We start from the raw sequence: 23,480 nt of genomic DNA on the forward strand, positions 1-23,480 counted from the left end.
CATGACCCAGCTATACCGCATCGGCCAGATCGTGCCGAGTTCGAACACCACCATGGAAACCGAAATTCCGGCGATGCTCAACGCACGCCAGGCGATCCGCCCCGAGCGGTTCACCTTCCATTCCAGCCGCATGCGCATGAAGCAGGTGAAGAAGGAAGAACTGGCCGCGATGGACGCCGAGTCCGACCGCTGCGCAGTGGAGCTGTCCGACGCCAAGGTCGATGTGCTGGGCTATGCCTGCCTTGTGGCGATCATGGCCATGGGGCTGGGCTATCACCGCCAATCTGAAAAGCGCCTGCAGCAGGCCACCGCCGACAATGATGCGCTGGCACCGGTGATCACCAGCGCCGGGGCGCTGGTCGAGGCCTTGCATGTGATGAAGGCCAAGCGCATTGCCGTCGTCGCGCCGTACATGAAGCCGCTGACCGAGCTGGTGGTGAACTACATCCGCGAGGAAGGCTTCGAGGTGCAGGACTGGCGCGCGCTGGAAATCCCCGACAACCTCGCCGTGGCCCGTCACGACCCGGCCAACCTGCCGGGCATCGTCGCCGGCATGGACCTTGAAGGCGTCGATGTGGTGGTGCTGTCGGCGTGCGTGCAGATGCAATCGCTGCCGGCAGTGGCCAAGGTCGAGGCGCAAACCGGCAAGCCGGTGGTCACCGCTGCAATCGCTACCACCTACGCCATGCTCAAGGCGCTGGACCTGGAGCCGATCGTGCCGGGCGCCGGTGCCTTGCTGTCGGGCGCCTACTGAAATCGGGAGACGGACATGAGCGACGCACAAAGCGCCCGTGACAACTACCAGGGTGTGTGGGGCCAGCGCATCGGCTTTGGCCGCAAGCCGGCCCTGCTGATGATCGACTTCATGCAGGGCTACACCACCCCGGGCGCACCGCTGTACGCCCCGGGCGTGGTCGCAGCGGTCGAGCAGGCCGCCGGCCTGCTGGCGCTGGCCCGCGACTGCGGTACCTTGGTGGTGCATACCAACATCCGTTACCAGCCGCCGCATTTTGCTGACGGCGGCGTGTGGGTGCGCAAGGCGCCGGTGATGAAGGACATGGTCGAAGGCAACCCGCTGGCAGCCTTTTGCGAGGCCGTTGCGCCACAGGCAGGGGAGGTGGTGCTGAGCAAGCAGTACGCCAGCGCTTTCTTCGCCACCAGCCTGGCCCCGCTGCTGCATGCACAGGGGGTAGATACCGTGGTGCTGGCTGGCTGCTCGACCAGCGGCTGCATCCGCGCCAGTGCGGTGGATGCCATGCAGCACGGGTTTCGAACCATCGTGGTGCGCGAGTGTGTCGGTGACCGCCACAGCGACCCGCACGAAGCCAACCTGTTCGACATCGACAGCAAGTACGGTGATGTCGTCACCCGGCAGGATGCCATGCAGCAACTCAGGCACCTGGCCGGCTGAACGCCGGGCAGCGCCTATCCAATAACAATCAAGGACCGGTGCGGGAAGCCCGTCCATGACCGCCTGCTGTCCGGGTGGTCGCCCCGCAGGAGCACTCGGGGTCTTCAGGCGCTGTCCAGGCCCGCCGCGTAGAATGCGCGGCGTGCCCGGCGCGTCGAAAACTGCTGGCCTTAAAACAACCACAAAGTCGCCCGCCAGGAGACAGGAAATGCCAATTGCGAATGCAACCACGGTCCACAGTGACATCGACCATGGCACGAAAGCGCTGTACAGCAAGATCACCTGGAGGCTCATCCCCTTCTTGTGTTTCTGCTACCTCGCAGCTTATCTGGACCGCATCAATGTCGGCTTCGCGAAGCTGCAGATGCTCGAAGACCTGCAGTTCAGCACAGCGGCCTATGGCCTGGGTGCAGGGCTGTTCTTCGTCGGCTACATCATCTTCGAAGTGCCGAGCAACCTGATCCTGCAGCGCGTTGGCGCCAAGCTGTGGATCGCCCGCATCATGATCACCTGGGGCCTGCTGTCGGCCTGCACCATGTTCGTCACCAGCACCACCCAGTTCTATATCCTGCGTTTCCTGCTGGGTGCGGCCGAGGCCGGCTTCCTGCCAGGCGTGTTGTACTACCTGACCATGTGGTACCCCACCTATCGCCGCGGGCGCATCATTGCCCTGTTCATGATCGGGCTGCCGTTGTCGAGCGTGATTGGCGGGCCGATTTCTGGCTGGATCATGGGGCATTTCGACCAGGTTCAAGGTTTGCATGGGTGGCAGTGGCTGTTCCTGCTGGAGGCGATCCCCAGCGTTTTGCTCGGCATCCTCACGTTCTGGGCATTGCCTAACCATTTTCAGCAGGCCAAGTGGCTGTCGGCTGACGACAAGGCACAACTGGCGGCAGACCTGGCCGCCGACGATGCCGAGGGCAAGGACAGCAAACACAGCTTCCGCGATGGCTTCTTCAACCTTAAGGTGTGGATGCTTGGTGGTATCGACTTTTCGATCCTGCTCAGCGCCTATGCGATGGGCTTCTGGATGCCGACCTTCATCCGCGATGCGGGCGTCAGCGACACCTTCCATATCGGCCTGCTAACGGCCATTCCAAGCCTGGCCGCGCTGGCTGGTATGCTCATGATCGGGGCCAGCTCCGACCGCCACCGCGAGCGCCGCTGGCACATCATCGTGCCGTTCATCATTGGTGCAATCGCCATGGCCAGCAGCACCTTGTTCAGCCAGAACCTGGTGATGACAGTGGTGCTGTTCGCCATTGCCTCGGCGGCGATCATCGGCGCGGTGCCGGTGTTCTTCAGCCTGCCGGCGACCTTCCTCAAAGGCACCGCAGCCGCCACCGGCTTTGCCCTGGCCTGTTCGGTAGCCAACATCGCCGGCCTGGTGAGCAACTCACTGATGGGCGTGGTCACCGACCTCACCGGCACCTCGCACGCTGCGCTGTGGGTGTTTGCCGGCTGCCTGATCCTCAGCTGCTTCCTGGTCATCGCCTTGCCGGCCAAGCTGGTCAACCGCTAGCGGCCCAGCGCTTCACGCAACGGCAGGGCAGGTGGGCCGAGGCCCGCCTGCCGACCTCTCTCGATGCAACCCGCACGCCGGTGGCCATGCAGTGCCGCCGCGCCGGGTTGCTGTTGCCCAAATCCAGGAGTAGCCCTATGCAAGGTTTCACTGCGCCGCGTTTTTCTTCGTCTGCACGCCTGGCCGGCGGTTGTATTGCCGCCGCTTTGTGTGCAGAGGCCACGGCAGAAGAGGCCGGTTTCATCGAAGGTGCCCGCGCCACGCTGCAGGCGCGCAATTACTTCTTCAGCCGCGACTATGCCGATATCAAGGGCGCCAGCACCCAGTCGCGCACCCAGGAATGGGCGCAGGGGTTTATCCTCAATGCCAGCTCCGGTTATACCCAGGGCACCCTTGGCGTGGGTGTGGATGTTACCGGCCTGCTGGGTTTCAAGCTCGACAGCAGCCCGGAACATGCCCGGTCCGGGTTGCTGCCCAGCCTGGACAGCGGCAAGTCGGCGGACGAATACAGCCGCCTGGGTGCGGCGATCAAGTTCAAGGTGTCGCAAACCGAGCTGAAGGTGGGCGAGTTGATGCCCAACCTGCCGGTGCTGCTGTTCAGCGATTTGCGCCTGTTGCCGCCGACTTACCAGGGCGCGATGCTGGAGTCGCGCGAGTTCGCCGGGTTGACCCTGAACGCCGGCCAGTTCCGCTCCACCAGCCTGCGCGACTCGTCCAACAGCCAGAAGATGTACGCGTTGGTCAACGACCCGATCAACCCGGCGCGGCTGGCGCGCTTTACCAGCGACCGGTTCAACTACGTGGGTGCCGACTATGCCTTCAACGACAACCGTACCAGCGTCGGTGTCTGGCAGGCGCAGTTGGAGGATATCTACCAGCAGCGCTTCTACAGCTTCAAGCATGCCGAGCCGATCGGGGGCTGGACGCTGGGGGTCAATGCCGGTTACTTCGATGCCCGCGAGGACGGGAGCAAGGTGGCTGGCGACTACGATAACCATGCGCTGTTCAGCCTGTTCTCGGCCAAGACCGGCGGGCATACCTTCTATGTGGGCTATCAGCAGATCGGCGGCGATGACGGCTTTATCCAGGTAGGCGCCAACACCAACCCGATGGGTAATACGCTGCCGACCTATGAGTTCTCGGCGCCGGGTGAACGCTCGTGGCAGGTGCGCCATGATTACAATTTTGTCGCCTTGGGGCTTCCGGGGCTGACGTCGACCCTGCGTTATGTAAAGGGGCGGGACGTGGACACAGGGCTGGGCTTTGAAGGGCGTGACCGCGAGCGTGACCTGGACCTGGCCTACGTGGTGCAAAGCGGGCCGTTGGCCGGGCTTGGGATACGGGTGCGCAACGTGATGGCGCGCTCCAACTACCGGACAGATATCGATGAGAACCGCTTGATTCTGAGTTACACGATCAAGGTGTTCTGAGGAGGTAGATGGCCCGGCGCCAGCTCGGTTCCCGAAGCAACCCTGTGCTGTGAAGAAGCAATCACGGCCTAAGGCAGTCGTTTGCCTGACCGCCCTCTTCGCAGCGCAAGGCTGCTCCTGCACGGTGATGGGTAGGTTTGAGCTGTGGAGCATGACAATTGCCCTTGCAGGTCACTGCAAGGTGTCGGGCTTCAGGCTATCTGGCAGTTGCCGAAGGGCCTCCTCAAGCCGCGCGATCGGCCCAGTGAGTTGATCCGCTTCCTTGTCCTTGCCTTCACCTCTTAAGCGCTCACGCTCAACGCGTAGGTTAAGCAGATTTTTCTGCAACTTCAGTGCAGAGGTTTTGAACGAGTCCATGCTTTTCTCACGCTGTAGGCTTCCGTACCGTTGTAGGAAAAATGGACCGTAGCAGCTCGAATTTGCCGGAGAAACTGATGTTTCATACAGGCAAGACTCATTGCCACGCCATTTCCTACAGCATGCGGTAAACAATCCTACAAGCCGTGTTTCAGATCGTGTCCTCCCAAACAAGCTCAATCTACCGTATTGGCTGGGTTCAGGCGCTTTCGAGGGGCAGCGCACTTAACGCAGGTACTGCAGGCGTGTTTAGAAACTTCATGTATCAATTCCCGGCCCGCGAGCGACAGGTGCTCAGCGTCAACCACTGCGGCTGAATTCACCCCAGCGGCATCTGCGCATCACATCTGATCCGCTTTTTTTCCATAAACCTGAATCTGTAACCGTATCAGCCCAAGCTCGACAATGTGCCCATTCCCGCATCACAACTGTAGAGGTTCCAATGGGCAAGCTGGCGCTGTTCCTGGGTGGTTTTCTGCTGCTGACCATTCTGATTGGTATTCTTGGCACCATTCCGCCAAGCTGAGTTCACTGCTTTTTCCCCTGCGCGGCCCGTCCACTTCAAGCGACGGGCCTAATCTATTGGCCAATGGCCGGTCATCTTTTTCATCGCACTGTTGGATCAGCATCAGGTGCAAGTCATTCTCAGGGCAGGAGCGGATCGAGCTGGTCAGTTTGGCCAATTCGCCTTTCTCCTTGTGCGATAAGTCGTTCTTTACGCTGGGAAATCTGTCCACAAAAAACGTGGGTAGGTCTGTGGATAAAGTGCTGCAAGCCAGACCCGCGGCGGGCTCTGTTAAATTGAGCAGAAATTGAACAGTTGTTTTATGGCCTGTTTCAGTGGAGCGGGCCGGCTCGGCGTATGGCTGCCAGCAAGTCACGTACCCGCGTCGGCAACTCGCCGGCAGGGTACACAGCGTGCATCTGTGGGTCCTGGCCGCTGCTGGACGTCAGGCGGTACTGCGGACACACCCGCACCAGGCGGCCGGCCTTGACCTGTGCTTCGCCGACCCAGGCGGCAAGGCGGGCGATGCCGGCGCCAGCCAGGGTGTTGTGGTATACCGCGCCTCCTGAGCCCAAGCGAAGCCTGGGCCTGGGGCGCAGGCTGGTGATCTGGTCATCGTGGCAAAAGTGCCAGGCCTTGAGGATGCGTGGCGCGGTATGCAGGATCAAGGTGTGTCCCTCCAGGTCTTCCGGGTGTTGCGGTGTACCAGCCAGGGCCAGATATGCCGGGCTGGCATACAGGTGGCGCTGGTAGGGCCAAAGCGGGTAGCCGATCAGCTCGCTCGATTGCGGGAAGGCACCGCGCACCACGAAATCGAATTTACCTTGCAGCGGGTCAAGGGCTTCGTCGCTGTACTGCACGTCCAGGGTCACCTGAGGGTGGCGGCGGGAAAACTCGGCAAGCACTTGCGGTAGCACATGCTCTCCCAGCAGTTGCGGCGCGGCAAAGCGAATCCAGCCTTGGGCGCTGCCGCTGAGCGCGGCCAATTCGTCGGCTGCATCGCGTTGCACATCCAGCAAGCGTTCGGCATGCGGCAGCAAGCGCTCGCCGGCCTCGGTCAGGGTGACGGCGTTGGCGTTGCGGTTGAGCAGTTTGCTTCCCGCATTGTCTTCCAGGGTTTGCACCGCGCGTGTAACTGCGCTGGGTGAACGCCCCAGGGCGCGGGCGGCAGCAACGAAGCTGCGCTTGTGTGCCACGCTGACGAACGCCTGGATTTCCCGCAGCATGTCCAGTGCCATTGCCGGCTCCTCGTTGCAGTTATCGCAATATGGCATTTCAACACAAGTGTGCCACTTTGATTAGCCTTGCAGGCGTCTTCACTGCCTGGAACCGCGTCATGATGGATATTGCTGTGCTTTCTGTGTTCGCTTTCGCCGCTGGGTTGATCGACGCTGCGGTGGGTGGCGGCGGGCTGATCCAGATCCCGGCCTTGTTCAACGTATTGCCCTCCGCGCAACCGGCCGCCTTGCTCGGCAGCAACAAATTGGCGTCCGTGTGCGGCACGGCCTTCGCGGCCCGCTCGTTCATCCGTAAAGTGACGCTGGATTGGGGGTTGATCGTACCGGCGGCACTCAGTGCCTTTGTCATGTCGTTCGCGGGGGCCGCCACGGTGTCGCTGGTACCCCCCAGCGTGATGCGCCCGGCAGTGCTGGTGCTGATTGTGCTGATGGCTGTCTACACCTTCTGCAAGAAGGATTTCGGCACCTTGCACACACCTGCCCAGGTCGGCCGCAAGGAGCAGTGCCTGGCAGTGCTGATCGGCGGCGCTATCGGCTTTTACGATGGCCTGTTCGGTCCGGGCACCGGTAGCTTCCTGATCTTCCTGTTCATCCGCTTCTTCGCCCTGGACTTCCTGCACGCCTCGGCTTCGGCCAAGGTGGTGAACATTGCCACCAACCTGGCGGCGCTGGTGTTCTTCGTGCCGACAGGCAACGTGCTGTACGCCATAGCCTTGCCCATGGCGGCGTGCAACATTCTCGGTGCGCTGACCGGTACCTGGCTGGCGGTACGCAAGGGTGCCGGTTTTGTCCGCGGGCTGTTCCTGGTGCTGTTGTGTGTGCTGATCGCCAAGCTGTCGTGGGACTTGCTGGTTGGCTAGATCAGATGACCAGGCGCTGTACTTCGGCCTGTTCGACGCGGTTGCGGCCCCGGGCCTTGGCCCGGTACAGCGCCTGGTCGGCACTCGCCAGCAGTTCGTCGAGGCTGGGGGCCGGCATGTCTGCGTCGCAGCCTGCCACACCGATACTCACGGTAATCTGCAGGCGCTGGTCGGCCTGTACCACGTGCAGGTCTTGGATGGCGCGGCGCAGGCGTTCGGCGATGAAGTTGGCCCGCTCTGGCGCAAGTCCGGGCAGGATGACAACGAATTCTTCGCCACCCAGGCGTGCGATCAGCTCATCGTTGTGCAGCTGGTCCTGGAGGGTGCTGGCGAATTGGCGCAGCACCTGGTCACCGACTGCATGGCCGTGGGCATCGTTGATTGACTTGAAGTGGTCGATGTCCAGCATCATCAGGGTCAGCGGCAGCGCCTGGGCGTGCTGTTGGCGGCTCTCCAGCAGCGCGTTGGCGCGGCGTGTGAAGGCGCTGCGGGTGAGCACGCCGGTGAGGTGGTCGACGGTGGCCTGGTGCGCCAGGCGGGCCATGAGGCTACGGTTGGCCTGGCTGACGCAGGCCACCACCAGCGGCCCGAGCACCAGCATGGCGATGCCCAGGCGCGCCGACATCAGCGTGGTAACCCCAGGTTCGCTCTGCGGCACGCTGAAATGCATGAGGTTTTGCGCCACGGCCACGATCAGCGTACTGCCGGCCGTGAGCGTCAGCAATGAAACCAGGAACGGTGAGTAGGTCCAGGCACACCACAGTAACGCAGCAATCGGGAAGGCAATGGCCCCAGGGCCACCAAAGGCGATGCTGAATGCCAGCGAGGCCAGCAGCACCAGCAACGGCGCCAGGCGGATGGGTTGCGCGCCGCCGCGCACCAAGGCCCGCACCGAGGGCGCTGTAAGCAGCACCGGCAGTACCAGCACACCGGTCGAGAACTGTTCGCTGAACCAGGCTAGCCAGGTGGCGCGCAACGACTGTTCGAACCACGGTGCGGCCATTACCGCTGCCATGCTGGCCGCCACCATGGCAGCGGCGGCGCAGGCAGCGAACACGCTAAGCACGCCGCGCGGGCTGCGCATGCGCCGGTGCATGCGAGGCAAGCGCGACATCAGCTGCCAGAGGGTGACCACCACGCCAAGATTGCACAGGTTGAACCACAGAGCCGGCCCCCAGGCGCTGCCACACAGCAGGTCGGCCCCGACCATGGCCAGCCACACCAGGCTAAAGCCCGTAAACGTGGCTTGACGGGGGTAGCGCAGGAGTACGCCGGCCAGTACCGCATTCACTGGCCAGAACAGCGACAGCGATTCGATCGGGCGTGCCAGGATGCCGCCCAGGGTGAGGGCGAAGGTCACGCCAAGTACAACGACATAAGGCAACACGCGCGATTGGGCTGGAAAAACCATGAACTCGACCGGCAAGCGGAAACGAAATCCAGGACAACGCGATAGAGCACCTGGGGCAATTACCTGCAGTGTGTTGGCTCAGGGTGGTTGATGTCAATCTGCCGCGATTGGTTGCGATAATGTCAAATTGCCTCTATTTCTGGCCACTTTCCTCACAGCCCGAAGAACCACGGCACCATCACGACGGTAACCAGCATCACCAGCACGGTGAACGGCACGCCAATCTTGACGAAGTCAGCAAAGCGGTATTGCCCGGGCCCAAGTACCAGCGTGTTGACCGGTGATGACACCGGCGTCATGAATGCCGCCGACGCGGCTAGCGCGACGGTCATGGCGAACGGGTAGGGCGACATGCCCAGCTGCGCCGCAGTGCTGACAGCCACCGGCGCCATCAGAACCGCGGTGGCGGTGTTGGAAATGAACAGCCCGATCACTGCGGTGACGGCGAACAGGCAGGCAAGAATGGCGCTGGGGCCGGCACCACCCAGCACGTTCACCAGCCCACCCACCGCCAGGTCGATGCCGCCGGTTTTCTGCAGCGCCTGGGCGAAGGGCAGCATGCCCACGATCAGCACCAGGCTTTGCCAGTGGATGGCGCGGTAGGCACTGTTCATGTCAATGCAACGGCCTGCGCCCATCAGCAGGCAGCCGATCAACGCTGCCATGACATTGGGTACGGCGCCGCTGACCATTAGCCCGACCATTACCGCCAGGCTAAGCAACGCTTGCGGCGCGCGGGTGCGGGCTGGTGCGACCAGGTCGATCTCGGCGGGCAGGCTCAGGACCAGGAAGTCTTTGGGCTTGCTCTGCAACTGGCGTACCGCCTTCCACGGGCCGACCACCAGCAGGGTGTCGCCAAGGCGCAGCTTTTCTTCCACCAGTTGCTCTTCGATAGCGGCCTGATCGCGGCGCAGGCCGACCACGTTGAGGCCATAGCGGGTGCGGAACGCCAGTTCGAGGATAGTCTTGCCGATCAACTGCGAGCCGGGCGGCAGCGAGACCTCAGCCATTCCCAAATCCTGGGATTGATCGATGAAGTAGGCGGCCTTGAAGTGCAGCGGCTCCAGTTGCATGGTTTGGCACAGGCTGCGCAGGTCGTCATGCTTGGCGAACAGGTCGAGCAGCAGCACGTCGCCCTGATGCAGCACGGTGCCCGAGTCGGCCGCGATCACGCGCGTGGTGAACTTGTGTTGGCGCTCGATACCGATCACGTTGGCGCCGTGTCTGGTGCGCAGTTTCAGCTCGCCAAGGTTGTGGCCGATCAGCGGCGACTGAGGGCGGATGCGCAGGCGTCGTTCACGGCCGTTGAGCTTGTAGTCCAGTACCAGGTCCAGCAGGGTGCGGCGGCTTTCCACCCGGCCGTCCTTGCGCACTTCACCGTTGAGCCAGTGGCGGGTCAGCAGCATGTACCCGATGCCCAGCACCAGCACCACCAGGCCGAACGGGGTAAAGCTGAAGAAGCTGAACCCTGTTTCGCCATGGCGTACCAGCTCGCTGTGCACCACCACGTTGGGCGGTGTGGCGACCAGGCTGAGCATGCCACTGATGAGGCCGGCAAAAGCCAGTGGCATCATCAGGCGGCTGGGTGACAGCTGCAGGCGCGCAGCGATGCTCAGCACCACCGGGATGAAAATGGCCACCACGCCGGTGGAGCTCATGATCGATCCCAGCCCGGCCACCGCCACCATCAGCAGTACCAGCAGGCGCGCCTCGCTATTGCCGGCCCGCTCGCTCATCCATTCGCCGATGCGATAGGCAATTCCGGTGCGCACCAAGCCTTCGCCAATCACGAACAGGGCGGCGATCAGCACCACGTTGGGGTCGCTGAACCCGGCCAGGGCCTGTTCCACGGTAAGGATGCCGAGTAGTGGCAGGGCGAGAATCACCAGCAGCGCGACCACGTCCATGCGTGGGCGGTTGATGACGAACAGGGTAATCACGATGGCCAGCAGGCCGAGGACCCAGAGCAACTCATGGTTCATGGGGAGGGGGTGTTCCTTCACACGGGGCACGATAGACAGTAGCAGTCAGTGTGCCAGCTTGTCGTGAAGGGGGTGTTGATGTGCTGCAACAAAAAGGGCCGCTATGCGGCCCTCCGGTCACGGGGTCAGTGACGGTGGCGGTGGTGCTTCTTGCTGCCGCGGTTGTCGTCGCCCAGATGGTTGCCGAGGGCACCACCGGCCGCGCCGCCCAGGCCGGCACCCACGGTCGAACCGGTCTTGCCGCCTACTGCGCCGCCCAGCAGCGAGCCGCCAGCCGAGCCCAGGCCACCGCCAATGGCGGCTTCGGTACGGTTGCCCTTGCGCGCACCGACAGCGCTGCCGGCTGCGCCGCCAACGCCGGCACCGATGGCTGCGCCGGTCTTGCCGCCGAGCTGTTGACCAACAACGTTGCCCAGGACACCCCCCAGGCCACCGCCAATGGCGGCAGTACCGTCACCGGCGAAAGCGCCCTGGCACAGCAGCAGGCCGAGGGCAAGGGAAGGCAGAGTCAGACGCATGATACGAACCTCAAAGGAATCATCAGGATAAGTTGCCGCGCAACGAGCGGCAGGTCAGGGCTGAAAGGACGCTTCAGCGGTAGTAGCGGTCACCGCGGTATTGCCGATCGTCATCGTCGTCGCGGTCATGGCGGTGGTGGTGGCGATGGTCACGGTCGCGGTCACGCCAGCCGTCGTCATCATGGTAGCGATGGCTATGGCAACCTGCGGTCAGCAGAACAACAGCAACCAGAGAAAGGCTTGCAAGACGCGTGAGCACGATATAGGTCCTTGATCCGCATAGGTTTACGGGGCACCTTTTAAGACTGGGGCCGATCGATTTGGTTTCCTGGGTGGGCAAAAAAATTGTGCGTCCAGCGATCAGCGCCAATGCGCCCGCCTGCAACAATGGGCTGTGGCGCTGACCGGCATCGACCAGCCCTGGCGTATCGACGCGTTCCAAGCGCACTTGGCCGGCGGCGAGGTGCTCTGCAATGGGTCGCCTTGGCCAGGGCATGTTGAATCAGGATGCCGGTTGAATCGCCAGCACCACGCCATTGGTGATCTGCACCAGCACGTAATGCTTGCCCATGCGCACCCAGTGGCTTTCCTTTTCCGGTTCGGGCAGGCCCTTGGCTTTCCAGTCTTTGACGGCCTGGTCATCGCGTTTGTACTGGTCCGGGGCCTTGTCGCCGACGTTCAGTTCACGGTTGTGGGTTTCGGGGGCGGTGATGCTTTCTTCGCTCGAGGGGGCGGCGCTGACGCTCAGGGGCAGACAAGGCAGGGCGGCGAGTAGCAGGTAGTGCAGTTTCATGATGCGTTCCTCGTGATGGCATGTGTTATCTGCGACAGCGGCAAGTGCGTGGCAATTCACTCGGGATGCCTGCCAGTGCTAGAGTCGCCTTCTTTTTCGCGACCCCGAGGATGGAACATGCGTGCGATTCTGCCGTTGGCTGCGGTGCTGATGCTGGCCGGTTGTGCTTCTGCGACCATGGAAACGGCGCGTGGCGGCAAGCCGACTGCGCAGCTCGACTCGCACAAGGCGCCAGAGCTGGTGGCCCAGTGCATCCAGTTCAGCTGGCAGGAAGAGAAGGTGTTCGGTAATGACGCCAGCGGCTACCTGGAACCGCGCAAGCAGGGCGGTTTCACCGTGTTTACCCGTGAGGCCGAAGCGTTCGTGGACGTTTACCCGCAATCGGGCGGGACGCGTGTGGATTACTACGCGAAGCAGAACGACGGCGTGGCCCTGCAACGCCGAGCGGCTGCTGCAACCTGCCTGTAACGGCTGGCGCTATCGCCGCTCCTGTAAGGGCCCGTGCATTCAGGGTACTGAGCAAGGCAGTTGTGGCCACAGCAGAGGCGCGCGGGCTTTACAATTTTTTTCAAGGCAGTTGTGTCGCAGCGCGCGCGGTGGCGGCTAGCATAAGGTGCTTCCACGCAAGGACGACACCATGGACCGTTCACTGCAACTCAACCGTATAAGCTGGGATGAGCGTGCCCCGTTGCACGCCGCTTCAAAGGACTACGAGGTCGAACGCCTGGTCCAGCAACACGGGCACTTGTCCGAAACCGTACGCTTCGACCTGCCATTGCTCGGTGACATCGACGGGCTCGATACGGTCCACTTGCAGTGCCACATCGGCACTGACACCCTGTCGCTGGCGCGCCTTGGCGCCAAGGTTTGCGGCCTGGATTATTCCAAGGCTTCGCTGGCCGAGGCACGGGCATTGGCCGAGCGTTGCGCGCTGCCCATCCGGTATGTCGAGTCTGACGTCTACGCCGCCGACAAGGTACTGCCGGCGGGTACGTTCGACCTGGTCTACACCGGTATTGGCGCGCTCTGCTGGTTGCCCCGCATCGAGCCGTGGGCGCGCACCGTCGCGGCACTGCTGAAACCGGGCGGGCGGCTGTTCCTGCGCGACGGGCACCCGATGCTGATGGCTGTCAACGAAGATCATCAGGACCGCCTGCAGCTCGAATATCCGTATTTCGAACACGAAGCGCCGACGGTGTGGCACACCGACCAGACCTACGTCGAAACCGATCAACGGCTGACCCACACCGAAACCCACGAATGGAACCACGGCCTGGGAGAAGTGATCACTGCCTTGCTGGCCCACGGCCTGCAGCTGACAGCACTGGTCGAGCACCAGAGCATCCCCTGGGAGGCGCTGCCGGGGCAGATGGTCAAGGGCGAAGACGGCGAATATCGCCTGCGCGAGCAGCCTGCACGCCTGCCCCTGAGTTACACCTTGGTCGCCGTCAAAGCCTGATCAGGACAGGAAGCCACCGTCGACATTGAGCGTGGTGCCGGTGGTGTAGCTGGAGGCATCGCTGGCCAGGTACAGCACCGCGCCCGCCATTTCCTTGGGGTCGGCCACGCGCTTGAGCGGGATCTGTTGCAAGGCGGCGTTGAGGATGGCTTCGTTCTTCACCAGTGCTGAAGCGAACTTGGTGTCGGTCAGCCCCGGCAGTAGCGCGTTGCAGCGAATACCGAAGGGGGCACACTCTTTGGCGAACACCTTGGTCATGTTGATGACCGCCGCCTTGGTCACCGAATAGATGCCTTGGAACAGCCCGGGCGAAACACCGTTGATCGACGCCACGTTGATGATGCTGCCGCCGCCGTTCTCGCGCATCAGCTTGCCAGCCTCCACTGACATGAAGAAGTAACCACGGATGTTCACGTCCACGGTCTTCTGGAACGCCCCTGGGTCGGTGTCCAGCACATTGCAGAATTGCGGGTTGGTGGCGGCGTTGTTGACCAGCACGTCCAGTCGCCCGAACTGTTCGCGAATGCCAGCGAACACCTGCTGAATCTGTTCCAGCTCACCAATGTGGCAGGCCACAGCCGTGGCCTTGCCGCCGGCGGCAATGATGGCGTCGGCCACCTGCTGGCACCCATCAAGCTTGCGGCTGGAAACGATCACATGGGCCCCTTGCTGCGCGAGCAAGTGGGCGATGGCCTCGCCGATGCCTCGGCTGGCGCCGGAAACAAAGGCAATCTTGCCGTCGAGGTCGAACAGGTGGGTCTTGGACATGCTGTTTTCCTTGTTATCCGTCGTCGTGGGCTGTGCTCAGAGGCTGGACTTGGAAATGACCTGCAAGGTCATTTGTTCCAGCAAGCGGTTCATGTGAATGAACTGGGCGAAACGCTTGTCCTGGGTCTGGCCGTGGTAGTAGCGGTAGTAGATCTGCTGAACGATCCCTGCCAGGCGGAACAGGCCATAGCAATAGTAGTAATCGAAGTTGTCCAGGCGGATGCCGGCGCGCTCGGCGTAGTAATCGACGAACTGGCGACGGCTGAGCATGCCCGGCGCGTTGCTTGGCTGGCGGCGCATCAACTGCACTGGCGCCGGGTCGCCGGCTTCGATCCAGTAGGCCAGGCAGTTGCCCAGGTCCATGAGTGGGTCGCCCAGGGTGGCCATTTCCCAGTCCAGCACACCGATGATGCGCATGGGGTTGTCTGCGTCCAGGATGACGTTGTCGAACCGGTAGTCGTTGTGCACGATGCTAGGGCGCGGGTGGTCGGCGGGCATTTTTTCGTGCAGCCAGGCGGTTACCGTTTCCCAGCGTGGCGCATCCGGTGTCAGGGCTTTTTCATAACGGCTGGTCCAGCCCTCGATCTGGCGCTGCACGTAGCCCTCAGGCTTGCCCAGGTCGGCCAGGCCGCAGGCGGTGTAGTCCACCTGGTGCAGCTCGACCAGGCGGTCGATGAAGCTTTTGCACAGGGCTTCGGTCCGGCTGGCGTCCAGGTTCAGTTCGGGCGGGATGTCCGAGCGCAGGATGATGCCCTTGACCCGTTCCATCACATAGAACTCGCCGCCGATCAGGCCGGTGTCGGTGCAGTGTGCGTAGGCCTTGGGGCAGTAGGGGAAGCCGCTGTTCAGCTGGTTGAGGATGCGGAACTCGCGGCCCATGTCGTGGGCCGACTTGGCCTTTTGACCGAAGGGGGGGCGGCGCAGCACGAAGTCGCGGCCCGGGTAGCTGACCAGGTAGGTGAGGTTGGAGGCGCCGCCAGGAAACTGGCTGATGCTCGGCAGGCCGTGCAGGCCGGGGATATTGGCTTTGAAGTAAGGGTCGATGACGGCCGCGTCGAGTTCTTCGCCGGGGCGTACCTGGGTGGACTGGTCGGTGAGCGTCATGCGTCTTCCTTATTCTCGATAGCAAGTACTATTGGGTAATTTAATGGTCCGTCAGGATTGGAACAATCGTCCCATGTGCCAAATAGGTGAGGGTGTTGCTGGTGGATCACTGCACCGAATGCAGGGCAAAAAAAACCGAAGCCGTCAGGCTTCGGTTTTTCGATCATCCGGTATTCCCAGCCCTCAGGACGGGAACAGCTCGCTGAGTTTCATCGACAGCATCATGTCGCCCTCAACCCGCAGCTTGCCGCCCATGAAGGCCTGCATGCCGTCGGTTTCGCCGCTGACGATACCTTTCAGGGTTTCGGCGTCCATCACCAGGGTGCAGTTGGCATCCGGGTTCTCGCCTTCCTGCAGGTCGCAGGTGCCGTCCTTGACGATCAGCGCGTAGTGCTTGTCTTCGTCGGTGATGTTGAAGCCGAACACCAGGTCCAGGCCGGCGGCAGCGGATGGGTTGAATTTCTCTTGCATCTTTTTGACGGCATCAGCTACGGAGGTCATGGCGCATTCCTTATAGAGTGATTTACACGTCCCCGCAGGGACACAACAAGCCGGGCTTATCGGTAAGTGACAAGCTCCGGCGCCCTCAACAGCTGCACATGGGCCTGGCTGTTGAAGGAGGCCAGTGCCACGTCGCGGCCGCGAAACTTCAGCTGGCTGAGCGACGTGTTGATGATCTGCCAGTTCAGCGCGAACGCCTGGCTGGGGGTAATGCCGGTAACCAGGTGGAGCAGGGCGGCAATGGTGCCACCCGAGGTGAAGATAGCAACATGATCGCCGCTGCCGGCGGTATCCAGCACGCGTTGCAGCCCACCTTGTACGCGGGATGTAAACGAACGCCAGGTTTCCAGGCCATTATCGGCATGCTCGCCATCGTGCCAGCGTTGCACCATCAACGCGAACAGACGCTGAAACTCGCTGCGGTGCTGCGGAGCATTGCGCAGCACATGCAGGGCATCGGGCTCTTCCGGCAGCAGGTCGGGCAACAGGGCGCGGATCACACCGTCGGCATCGAACTCATTGAATGCGGCGTCGGTCTCAACCGCCGGCACCGGGCAGCCGTTGGCGTGCAGCGCCTGCAGCGCCAGCCGTGCGGTATCCTGCTGGCGGCGCAGGTCGCCAGCCACGCAGCGGTCCAGCCGCACGCCCAACTGGGCCAGGTGTTCACCCAGGGCCTGGCTCTGGCGCACGCCCACGGGCGAGAGGACGTCGTAGTCATCGGCACCGAAGGAGGCTTGGCCATGTCGAATCAGGTAGAGATTGCCCACGAAAGGTTCCGGCCTGTTGGAGGTTGCTGCGAGGTTAGGATGCGGCTCACGGGCTGTCAACGAAAAAACATACAAGCGTTTGAAAAGGTTGTTTGAAAGGTGTTGCCAGCGTTTACACCGGCTGGCAGCACCACAGGCGCAACGGTATGCTTGCAACAGTGACGCGCCGTAGTGGCGCAGGTATTTAAGGAGTCAACGTGGAGTTTCTTGCCGAATACGCAAGCTTTCTCGCCAAAACCGCCACCCTGGTCATCGCCATATTGGTGGTGCTGTCGGCGATCGCCGGGCTGCGTGGCAAAGGTCGGCGCAAATCGGGCGGGCAATTACAGGTCACCCGACTGAACGATTTTTACAAGGACCTGCGTGAGCGCCTGGAGTCCGGCCTGCTCGACAAGGCCCAGCTCAAGGCCCTACGCAAGCAGCAGGCCAAGGCGGAAAAACAGCAGAAGAAGGGCAAGGCCGAGGACAAGAGCCGGGTATTCGTACTGGACTTCGATGGCGACATCAAAGCCTCGGCCACCGAAAGCCTGCGCAATGAAATCACCGCGCTGCTGACGCTCGCCACCGCGCGTGACGAAGTGGTACTGCGCCTGGAAAGCGGCGGTGGCCTGGTGCACAGTTACGGCTTGGCTGCGTCGCAACTGGCGCGTATTCGCCAGGCGGGCATCCCGTTGACCGTGTGCATCGACAAGGTGGCTGCCAGCGGTGGGTACATGATGGCCTGCATCGGCGAGAAGATCGTCAGTGCCCCATTCGCCGTACTGGGGTCTATTGGCGTGGTGGCGCAGTTGCCCAACGTCAACCGCCTGCTGAAAAAGCACGACATCGACTTCGAAGTGCTGACTGCTGGCGAATACAAGCGCACCCTGACCGTCTTTGGCGAAAACACCGAGAAGGGCCGGGAGAAGTTCCAGGAAGACCTGGACATCACTCACCAGTTGTTCAAGGATTTCGTCTCCCGCTATCGTCCGCAGTTGCACATCGATGAAGTGGCCACTGGCGAAGTCTGGCTGGGCGTGGCCGCCTTGAATCGCAAGCTGGTTGACGAGTTGCAGACCAGTGACGAGTACCTGAGCGAGCGCGCACGCAACGCCAACCTGTTCCACCTGCACTATGCCGAACGCAAGAGCCTGCAGGAGCGGATTGGCATGGCCGCCAGCGGTACCGTGGAGAACGCGGTGGTAGGCTTGTGGAGTAAACTCAGCCGCCTGCGCTAACACCTTGAACCCGTTGAAATTTTTTTTCGTTCAGGGGGTTGCAAGGTTAAAAGAATGAAGACATAATGGCGCCCATCGAAACGCAGCAAACCTTGAAAAAGGTTCAGCGTTTCAAGGAGATAGCAAAGCGCAAGCAGCTAGATCCGACCTTTGAGGCCGAGTAGCAAAGTGGTTATGCTCCGGATTGCAAATCCGTCTACGCCGGTTCGATTCCGACCTCGGCCTCCACCATTCGAAAGCCCCGCAGCCATTGAGGTTGCGGGGCTTTTTTAATGCCTGCGTTTTTCAAGTTTGGGACACCTTGGCGCTGGTGAAAAGCTTAGGCTTCGGGGGCTTCACGCCCTGCCTGTTCACGCAGAACAGACCGTTGCGAGCGATGTTGACCTCCCTTACGACGAAACCCTCGCCCAAGGTGTAGGCCTTGGACGGAATCGTTATGGCTGATCCTCAGGCCGTGAAGTGATATCCGACCTGCGCCGCCCGGGCGGCTTCCTCGGTGCGGAACATAAGCCGTGTTTTGCTGGTGCTGCCCCAGCTGTCGTATTCGACGTGGACCCACCCGGCGCCGAACTCTCGGTACGGCTCGCCAAGGATCTTCGTGATGTAGCAGTCGATAAGGTTCATGGGCATAGCTCCCGCGGGACGCTCACTGTTTCGCTGCGGGCGTGGTACATGGCCGCTCGGGTTGCAGCTTCTGCCCGGGTATCGCCGGGCTTGCGGTCAAGTGGGTGACCTGACACGCAGGCCAGCCAGGGCCAGCTGCTGCCTCGGTCAATCCAGATGCTGTGCTTTTGGATGAGATACTCGCCGGTCGCGCCGTCGATGGCCTGGCCACCGATCGGCAGTTGCAGTTGGCCGGCCGGCGGCGGGATAGGGCCGTCGACCATTTCGACAGCCCAGAGCAACGCCTTTCCGGCCAGGTCGCAGGTGGGAACTTTGATCATGCTGGGAATTTGATCAGCTTCTTGGGCTCCTGGACGATATCGCCGAGCTCAAACGCCGACCAGAGATACCGTGCTTATCAGTTGTTGAAAGCGCTCGATAAATTGCCTGCGGCATTGATGAATCGAGTGGCCTACAGCCACGGGGGTAAGATTTGCTGGGAGGAGGATCTCGAAGCTCAGCGTAAAATGAGAATTCGAGGACCGATATATTGGGGCTGGGCCGACCCAAAGCTTCACCATCGTACCCATGGCGAAATTCTCGACGACGGCACCCATGATTGATGTTCAGGTCAGATTGTCCCGCACAGGCCTACGCAGATGTTCATCGGCGCCTATGCGCCGGCTGGAAGTGCTGAAGAGGCCTTTGGCGGGGCGATGACTGGGGCGTTGGGCGTGCTCACGTGCTCGCCACTGAGGGGGCTGCAACGGAAAAGCTCTCAGCCTGCTCGAAATAGAGGGGAGAGGATTACAGCTATGCGGAGTACAAGCGTGCTCCACATGAATCGAACGGATTTGGAATTGCAATGTGACCTGCTCGATTTGATGTCATAGTGAAGGCATAGGGACATCGGCACATATTTTCGAGCCAGCCCTTCAGGACTCGTCCAAATGCTAAGCGACGATGATTTTTGCTATATGGCTCGTCGGCCTCTCCTTGTGTTGGAAGCCTGTAATTCAAGGCTAATGCGCCTAGTTTCTGCAGGCGGTATCTGCGGCGTCATCTGGGATGATTCTGTGGTCTACCAAGCGAAAACGCATGAAGCCTGGATTCATTTTTGAGCCAGAGATCTCAGCGTCTGCTACCAGTGTGATCCGGAATCTCGGATGGAACTGCGATTTTCAGCGGTGACTCTCCGTTCCTGCAGGGTGCATTAAAGCGGGAGCTGACACCTGTTGGGGCGCTCGCTTTGCATAAGGTAATGCATGTCCTTTTTGTCGAGGTGCTTCAGTCGTCCTTAAATCAGAGTCGTCGGATGACGATCACGGTTCCTGGTCCTATAGCTATTTAATAGCTGGCTGGGAATTTTTTCATGCCCCGTCCGTATACCCACAGTGATGAAATCAAAAAATGACTGGGTGCTCAAGAAAAAAGGCCTGTGTCGATATTTTCTTAATCAGAAAACTTGGAGCCTTTTATGTTCAACCGTAATCTTAAAAAACGCTGCAAGAGCAGAACGCGGAGCTGCTACTGCTGCGTCAGCAAGTCGAGCAAATGGACAGAGGGATGCTCTCCATGAGACTTGATGCACAGTTTCGTATCTGCTCATTTAACCGACTTTTCTCAGAGACTTTGGGGTATTCCGACGAGCGCCTGTATGGTCGCCCGCTCTCTGAAATCGTTCCGCCTTACGTTAAAGAACTACCTTGCTTTCACGCCTTTAACCAAGCTGTAGCGCGATTTGAACCCGTAAATGACGAATATCGCTACCTTCGCGCTGACGGTACTCTTGCGTGGTTGAAAATCTATTGGTTCCCCATTCGAGATCAAGAGGGCAGCCTCGCCTATGTTCAGGGTTACGGAAGTGAGATAACTCGTACCGTGGAGCAGGCGAAGGAAAATGAGGCTCTCATCCAGGCGCTGGTTCGCTCCACTGCCGTCATTGAATTCAACTTGGATGGAACTGTAATCACAGCTAACAAGCAGTTTCTCGAGGCCATGGGGTACTCATTAAGCCAGATTGTTGGCAAACATCATCGTTTGTTTTGCCCCGTTGAAGAGGCTGCATCTCCCCAGTATGAAAATTTCTGGAAGACGCTCAATCGTGGCGAGTACGTCGCGGATCGTTTCAAACGAGTCGATGCCCGTGGTAGCGATATCTGGCTCGAGGCTACCTACAATCCTGTGCATGACACTGAGGGCAGGCTGTCTAAAGTTGTAAAGTTTGCGAGCGTTGTTACGGACCAGGTCGCACGTGAGCAAGAGGTCAAGGATGCAGCTGGAGTTGCATTTGATATATCCCAGCAAACTGATTCGAGCGCAGAGCGGGGTGCGGTGGTAGTGACGCGTACAGTCGACACCATGCGCAGTATTGCTGAACAAATGAAAGCGGCAACCGAGAGCATTGAGGCGCTTGGCAAACAGTCTGCGTTGATTAGTTCTATTGTTCAAACCATTGGCGGTATTGCTTCACAAACAAATCTATTAGCACTAAATGCCGCTATTGAAGCTGCGCGTGCTGGTGAGCAAGGTCGAGGTTTCGCTGTGGTTGCTGATGAGGTGCGCAAACTGGCTGGTCACACCAGCTCGGCTACCGAGGAAATCGTTAGCGTTGTCCACCAGAACCAGGCGCTTGCTGATCAAGCTGTTAGCGAAATATTCAGCAGCCGAGCAAAAGCTGAGCAAGGCCTAGTACTCGCTAACGAAGCTGGTACCGTTATCTTGGAAATTCAAAACGGCGCTAAACAAGTGGTCGGGGCGGTTGGTCGCTTTGCGAATGAGGTGAGGTAGTTTTCCGTCAAAGGATTCGTGTCGAAAATTGCTCAAGCCAGCTAGTGTCGGTATATCACACTGGTCACTTGGTGCGCTCTGTATCGATTTTCTGTGGGCATGTGGAGATCTCTAGCTGGCTAGGTGCCAGCTGCATGGGTTAGGCACCTCCAGCTCGCGGGCGACCAGTAGGGTGGCCGTGCTGTCTTTACCGCCGATCATGCTGACGATGTTGTATCCGGCCATCGTGTAGTTCTTGCGTGCAGGCGCCGCCCTTGCCGGGGACGCGTTATCGTTGAATTAGAGGTGATATGCTTCGCCGCTTACCAAACAGGGAGGGTGGTAATGAAACTGCGGGAGAGGCACAAGGCGTTTCAGGAATGGTTCACGCCGAGGCGGCGTAGGCGAGCGGGCGGAACCTTACTCGCCATCTGGGCTGTCGGCATCTTCATCTACTCTGGCCAGCACTGGATCTATGTATTGACGCCAGGAGTCATGTGGTTCTTCAGCGCTTGGCCGCCCGAGTTTCACGACAAGCGTTGAGTCTTTGGCGGGGCTGCTGAATAGCCGATTGTCCGATTCAGCTCACAGATGAGTCAGACGAATTTGCGTAAAACTGCACGTTCGCTATGGTGGCAATAAACCACCTGACTACAACTAAAGTCGTAGGAGCGTCTCATGAGAATACGCGGTGATGTTTTCTGGGCCTGGGCTGACCCGACGCTTCATCACCGAACTCACGACGAGACACTCGACGATGGGACATACATTGATGTTCAGACGCGGCTGTCGCGGACAGGCAAAACGCAGATGTTCATCGGGGTGTACGCCCCAGGTGGCATGGCTATCCTTGAAGAGGCCTTCGATTCTCGCCCTGGCGAGTCGATGACCAGGGCACTGGCGTGGGGCGTTGGCCGGGCCCGACGGGTCGCCACTGAAGGTGCGCCTGCTGCAGGCTTTATGGCTGCCTCGAAATAGCGGCCAGGCGCGCAGCGCCGGAGGTCAAGCGGCGACCTATTGTCATCAGCGAAGACACCGTGCATGAAACCTCTGCGTCTCCAGACTTCCAGCAATCCGGCAGGGAGGCTTCATCAGCCTGGCCCGTCATCCTCGCTGGCCTGCGCCCTCACTTTTGGATTTTTTCATCAAGGAGCCGTTGACATAGCGCACCGTGTTTTCCAAGGCCTGCGTCATGTCGGGATGGGTAAACGCGTACTTGCGCTCCAATTGCCTGCTGTTTCCCATGTCGAAGCGCTGTGTCTGAATAAAGTTCAATGACTCGGCGCTGATCGCCAGTCGGGTCGCCAGTCCCGGAATTGTCAATATCGACCTGAGCAACCCTATGGGTATATGGCGGCGGGGTGCCTTGACCTTTAGCGTGTCTGCGATCTGCACAAGCATTCCCTGCAAGTTTGGTGTTCGCTCATACAGCGCCAGAACTTGCCGGTTGGCCATGGCGGGGTCGAACGCCACGCAAGTTATCATGTTCACCAGATAATCGACGCTGACCAATGGCAACCAGTGACTGGCGGAACCGGGAACAGCTTTGAACCGGCCTTGTGCCAGATTGCGAATGAGTTCGGCAAGCGGTTGTCCGTCCAGGATATGCCCGTTCTCGCTGTGGCCGCACACCGTAGCAGGGTGAACAATCGTGTAATCCGCATCCGCGTCTTGCATATAGCGGATCACTGCAAAATGGGACTCGAGTTTGCTGCCTTCGTAGCCGCCTACCCGGGCGTAGACCGCGGGCCAGTTTGTGTTTTCAGGGCACTGAACATCAACCCCGATACTGGCAAGGTGGTTGAGGTTTTGCAGCATGAAGCCGCCTACCATGAGCAATCGGATGCGCTGGCTGGCCGCAAGCCTGGCCACGCTCAGAGCACCTTGGACATTGACTGTGCGGGCGCGCTCCGGTGTCAGCCCCCAGGAAAATTGCGCCGCGAGATGGAAAAATACAGCGGCCGAAGTGACGCGTTCTTTGTCTGCTTCGCTGAGGCCAAGCCCCTCCTGGCTGATATCGCCTTCAACGGCATGGATATACTCAGGGTTACCCCCCAGTTGGCCTACCTGCTCCTTGAGGCGTTCGATGTTACCGGGGCTGCGCATCAGCACCCAGGTCTTGTGCCCTTGCGCAGTAAGAGCGGCCAGCAAATGTTGCCCCACAAAGCCGCTGCCGCCGGTGACAAAGCATTCCACACTCATGTTTGAACCCTTGTTTGGATAATGGGCGCAGGCTAAGGTGTAGAGCCTGCTCTACAGTCAAGG

General features: G+C 60.5%; 24 protein-coding genes, 1 tRNA gene and 3 pseudogenes. 13 read left to right on the forward strand and 15 right to left on the reverse strand.

What is annotated here, in order from left to right; genetic code table 11:
• Position 1 precedes the first annotated feature (1 nt).
• The 4 genes from KW568_RS10760 (at position 2) to KW568_RS10775 (ending at position 4,363) form a co-directional block, all read left to right on the forward strand.
• Positions 2–754, forward strand: coding sequence for a maleate isomerase (locus tag KW568_RS10760; RefSeq protein WP_004577270.1), 753 nt, complete (start codon positions 2–4; stop codon positions 752–754).
• Positions 755–769: 15 nt separating this feature from the next.
• Positions 770–1,411 carry an N-carbamoylsarcosine amidohydrolase gene (locus tag KW568_RS10765; RefSeq protein ID WP_003251109.1) on the forward strand — a complete coding sequence of 214 codons (642 nt, stop codon included), beginning with the start codon at positions 770–772 and terminating at the stop codon, positions 1,409–1,411.
• A gap of 208 nt (positions 1,412–1,619) precedes the next feature.
• On the forward strand, positions 1,620–2,933 hold the full coding sequence (locus KW568_RS10770; RefSeq protein ID WP_003251108.1) for an MFS transporter: 1,314 nt from the start codon (positions 1,620–1,622) through the stop codon (positions 2,931–2,933).
• 137 nt (positions 2,934–3,070) lie between these two features.
• Positions 3,071–4,363, forward strand: coding sequence for an OprD family porin (locus KW568_RS10775; protein WP_004577269.1), 1,293 nt, complete (start codon positions 3,071–3,073; stop codon positions 4,361–4,363).
• Between the two features lie 171 nt (positions 4,364–4,534).
• On the opposite strand, the gene KW568_RS10780 is transcribed toward KW568_RS10775, so the two are convergent.
• The 3 genes from KW568_RS10780 to KW568_RS10790 form a co-directional block, all read right to left on the reverse strand.
• The gene (locus tag KW568_RS10780) at positions 4,535–4,720 is read right to left on the reverse strand and encodes a hypothetical protein (protein ID WP_004577268.1); all 186 of its coding nucleotides are present in this window, start codon (positions 4,718–4,720) and stop codon (positions 4,535–4,537) included.
• Positions 4,721–5,142: 422 nt separating this feature from the next.
• Positions 5,143–5,403: a hypothetical protein gene (locus KW568_RS10785; protein WP_146034139.1), complete on the reverse strand. Its 261-nt coding sequence runs from the start codon at positions 5,401–5,403 to the stop codon at positions 5,143–5,145.
• Between the two features lie 154 nt (positions 5,404–5,557).
• Positions 5,558–6,463: a LysR family transcriptional regulator gene (locus KW568_RS10790; protein ID WP_004577267.1), complete on the reverse strand. Its 906-nt coding sequence runs from the start codon at positions 6,461–6,463 to the stop codon at positions 5,558–5,560.
• A gap of 98 nt (positions 6,464–6,561) precedes the next feature.
• On the opposite strand from KW568_RS10790, the gene KW568_RS10795 reads away from it, so the two are divergent.
• The gene (locus KW568_RS10795) at positions 6,562–7,323 is read left to right on the forward strand and encodes a TSUP family transporter (protein ID WP_004577266.1); all 762 of its coding nucleotides are present in this window, start codon (positions 6,562–6,564) and stop codon (positions 7,321–7,323) included.
• 1 nt (position 7,324) lies between these two features.
• Here KW568_RS10795 and KW568_RS10800 read toward each other — a convergent pair whose 3' ends face one another.
• The 5 genes from KW568_RS10800 to KW568_RS10820 form a co-directional block, all read right to left on the reverse strand.
• Positions 7,325–8,749, reverse strand: a complete 1,425-nt coding sequence (locus tag KW568_RS10800; RefSeq protein WP_004577265.1) for a GGDEF domain-containing protein — start codon at positions 8,747–8,749, stop codon at positions 7,325–7,327.
• A 137-nt stretch (positions 8,750–8,886) separates the two neighbouring features.
• Positions 8,887–10,716, reverse strand: coding sequence for an SLC13 family permease (locus KW568_RS10805; protein ID WP_004577264.1), 1,830 nt, complete (start codon positions 10,714–10,716; stop codon positions 8,887–8,889).
• A 125-nt stretch (positions 10,717–10,841) separates the two neighbouring features.
• Positions 10,842–11,234, reverse strand: a complete 393-nt coding sequence (locus KW568_RS10810; RefSeq protein WP_003251091.1) for a glycine zipper domain-containing protein — start codon at positions 11,232–11,234, stop codon at positions 10,842–10,844.
• Between the two features lie 73 nt (positions 11,235–11,307).
• Complete coding sequence (locus KW568_RS10815) at positions 11,308–11,493, reverse strand: hypothetical protein (protein WP_004577263.1); 186 nt, start codon at positions 11,491–11,493, stop codon at positions 11,308–11,310.
• 243 nt (positions 11,494–11,736) lie between these two features.
• A complete protein-coding gene (locus KW568_RS10820) occupies positions 11,737–12,027 on the reverse strand; it encodes an RcnB family protein (protein WP_003251088.1) in 291 nt (96 codons plus the stop codon).
• A gap of 117 nt (positions 12,028–12,144) precedes the next feature.
• On the opposite strand from KW568_RS10820, the gene KW568_RS10825 reads away from it, so the two are divergent.
• Together KW568_RS10825 and KW568_RS10830 are read left to right on the forward strand one after the other, a co-directional pair.
• A complete protein-coding gene (locus tag KW568_RS10825; protein WP_004577262.1) occupies positions 12,145–12,495 on the forward strand; it encodes a hypothetical protein in 351 nt (116 codons plus the stop codon).
• A gap of 169 nt (positions 12,496–12,664) precedes the next feature.
• Positions 12,665–13,486 carry a bifunctional 2-polyprenyl-6-hydroxyphenol methylase/3-demethylubiquinol 3-O-methyltransferase UbiG gene (locus tag KW568_RS10830; RefSeq protein WP_004577261.1) on the forward strand — a complete coding sequence of 274 codons (822 nt, stop codon included), beginning with the start codon at positions 12,665–12,667 and terminating at the stop codon, positions 13,484–13,486.
• Here KW568_RS10830 and KW568_RS10835 read toward each other — a convergent pair whose 3' ends face one another.
• The 4 genes from KW568_RS10835 to KW568_RS10850 form a co-directional block, all read right to left on the reverse strand.
• A complete protein-coding gene (locus tag KW568_RS10835; protein ID WP_003251082.1) occupies positions 13,487–14,254 on the reverse strand; it encodes an SDR family oxidoreductase in 768 nt (255 codons plus the stop codon).
• Positions 14,255–14,290: 36 nt separating this feature from the next.
• Positions 14,291–15,358, reverse strand: a complete 1,068-nt coding sequence (locus KW568_RS10840; protein WP_004577260.1) for a phosphotransferase family protein — start codon at positions 15,356–15,358, stop codon at positions 14,291–14,293.
• A gap of 183 nt (positions 15,359–15,541) precedes the next feature.
• Positions 15,542–15,859 carry an SCP2 sterol-binding domain-containing protein gene (locus KW568_RS10845; RefSeq protein ID WP_003251077.1) on the reverse strand — a complete coding sequence of 106 codons (318 nt, stop codon included), beginning with the start codon at positions 15,857–15,859 and terminating at the stop codon, positions 15,542–15,544.
• 56 nt (positions 15,860–15,915) lie between these two features.
• On the reverse strand, positions 15,916–16,626 hold the full coding sequence (locus KW568_RS10850; RefSeq protein ID WP_004577259.1) for a histidine phosphatase family protein: 711 nt from the start codon (positions 16,624–16,626) through the stop codon (positions 15,916–15,918).
• A gap of 197 nt (positions 16,627–16,823) precedes the next feature.
• On the opposite strand from KW568_RS10850, the gene sohB reads away from it, so the two are divergent.
• Positions 16,824–17,843, forward strand: a complete 1,020-nt coding sequence (gene sohB / locus KW568_RS10855; RefSeq protein WP_004577258.1) for a protease SohB — start codon at positions 16,824–16,826, stop codon at positions 17,841–17,843.
• A gap of 154 nt (positions 17,844–17,997) precedes the next feature.
• Positions 17,998–18,071, forward strand: a tRNA-Cys gene (locus tag KW568_RS10860).
• Between the two features lie 219 nt (positions 18,072–18,290).
• On the opposite strand, the gene KW568_RS10865 is transcribed toward KW568_RS10860, so the two are convergent.
• Together KW568_RS10865 and KW568_RS10870 are read right to left on the reverse strand one after the other, a co-directional pair.
• Positions 18,291–18,467, reverse strand: a complete 177-nt coding sequence (locus KW568_RS10865) for a hypothetical protein (RefSeq protein ID WP_004577257.1) — start codon at positions 18,465–18,467, stop codon at positions 18,291–18,293.
• Positions 18,464–18,787, reverse strand: a complete 324-nt coding sequence (locus KW568_RS10870; protein ID WP_004577256.1) for a hypothetical protein — start codon at positions 18,785–18,787, stop codon at positions 18,464–18,466. The genes KW568_RS10865 and KW568_RS10870 overlap by 4 nt, the downstream gene beginning before the upstream one ends.
• Before the next feature lie 186 nt (positions 18,788–18,973).
• On the opposite strand from KW568_RS10870, the pseudogene KW568_RS10875 reads away from it, so the two are divergent.
• The 4 genes and pseudogenes from KW568_RS10875 (at position 18,974) to KW568_RS10890 (ending at position 22,193) form a co-directional block, all read left to right on the forward strand.
• Positions 18,974–19,242, forward strand: a pseudogene (locus tag KW568_RS10875) (hypothetical protein).
• Positions 19,243–20,021: 779 nt separating this feature from the next.
• Positions 20,022–20,651: pseudogene (locus KW568_RS31110) on the forward strand (PAS domain-containing protein); the annotation flags it as partial.
• 108 nt (positions 20,652–20,759) lie between these two features.
• A pseudogene (locus tag KW568_RS31115) lies at positions 20,760–21,236 on the forward strand (methyl-accepting chemotaxis protein); the annotation flags it as partial.
• A gap of 657 nt (positions 21,237–21,893) precedes the next feature.
• On the forward strand, positions 21,894–22,193 hold the full coding sequence (locus tag KW568_RS10890; protein ID WP_003250941.1) for a hypothetical protein: 300 nt from the start codon (positions 21,894–21,896) through the stop codon (positions 22,191–22,193).
• Between the two features lie 126 nt (positions 22,194–22,319).
• On the opposite strand, the gene KW568_RS10895 is transcribed toward KW568_RS10890, so the two are convergent.
• On the reverse strand, positions 22,320–23,417 hold the full coding sequence (locus KW568_RS10895) for an SDR family oxidoreductase (RefSeq protein ID WP_004576581.1): 1,098 nt from the start codon (positions 23,415–23,417) through the stop codon (positions 22,320–22,322).
• Positions 23,418–23,480: the final 63 nt, after the last annotated feature.

Source organism: Pseudomonas sp. HD6515, assembly GCF_024971855.1.
In the GTDB taxonomy this organism is placed as follows: Bacteria; Pseudomonadota; Gammaproteobacteria; order Pseudomonadales; family Pseudomonadaceae; genus Aquipseudomonas; species Aquipseudomonas alloputida.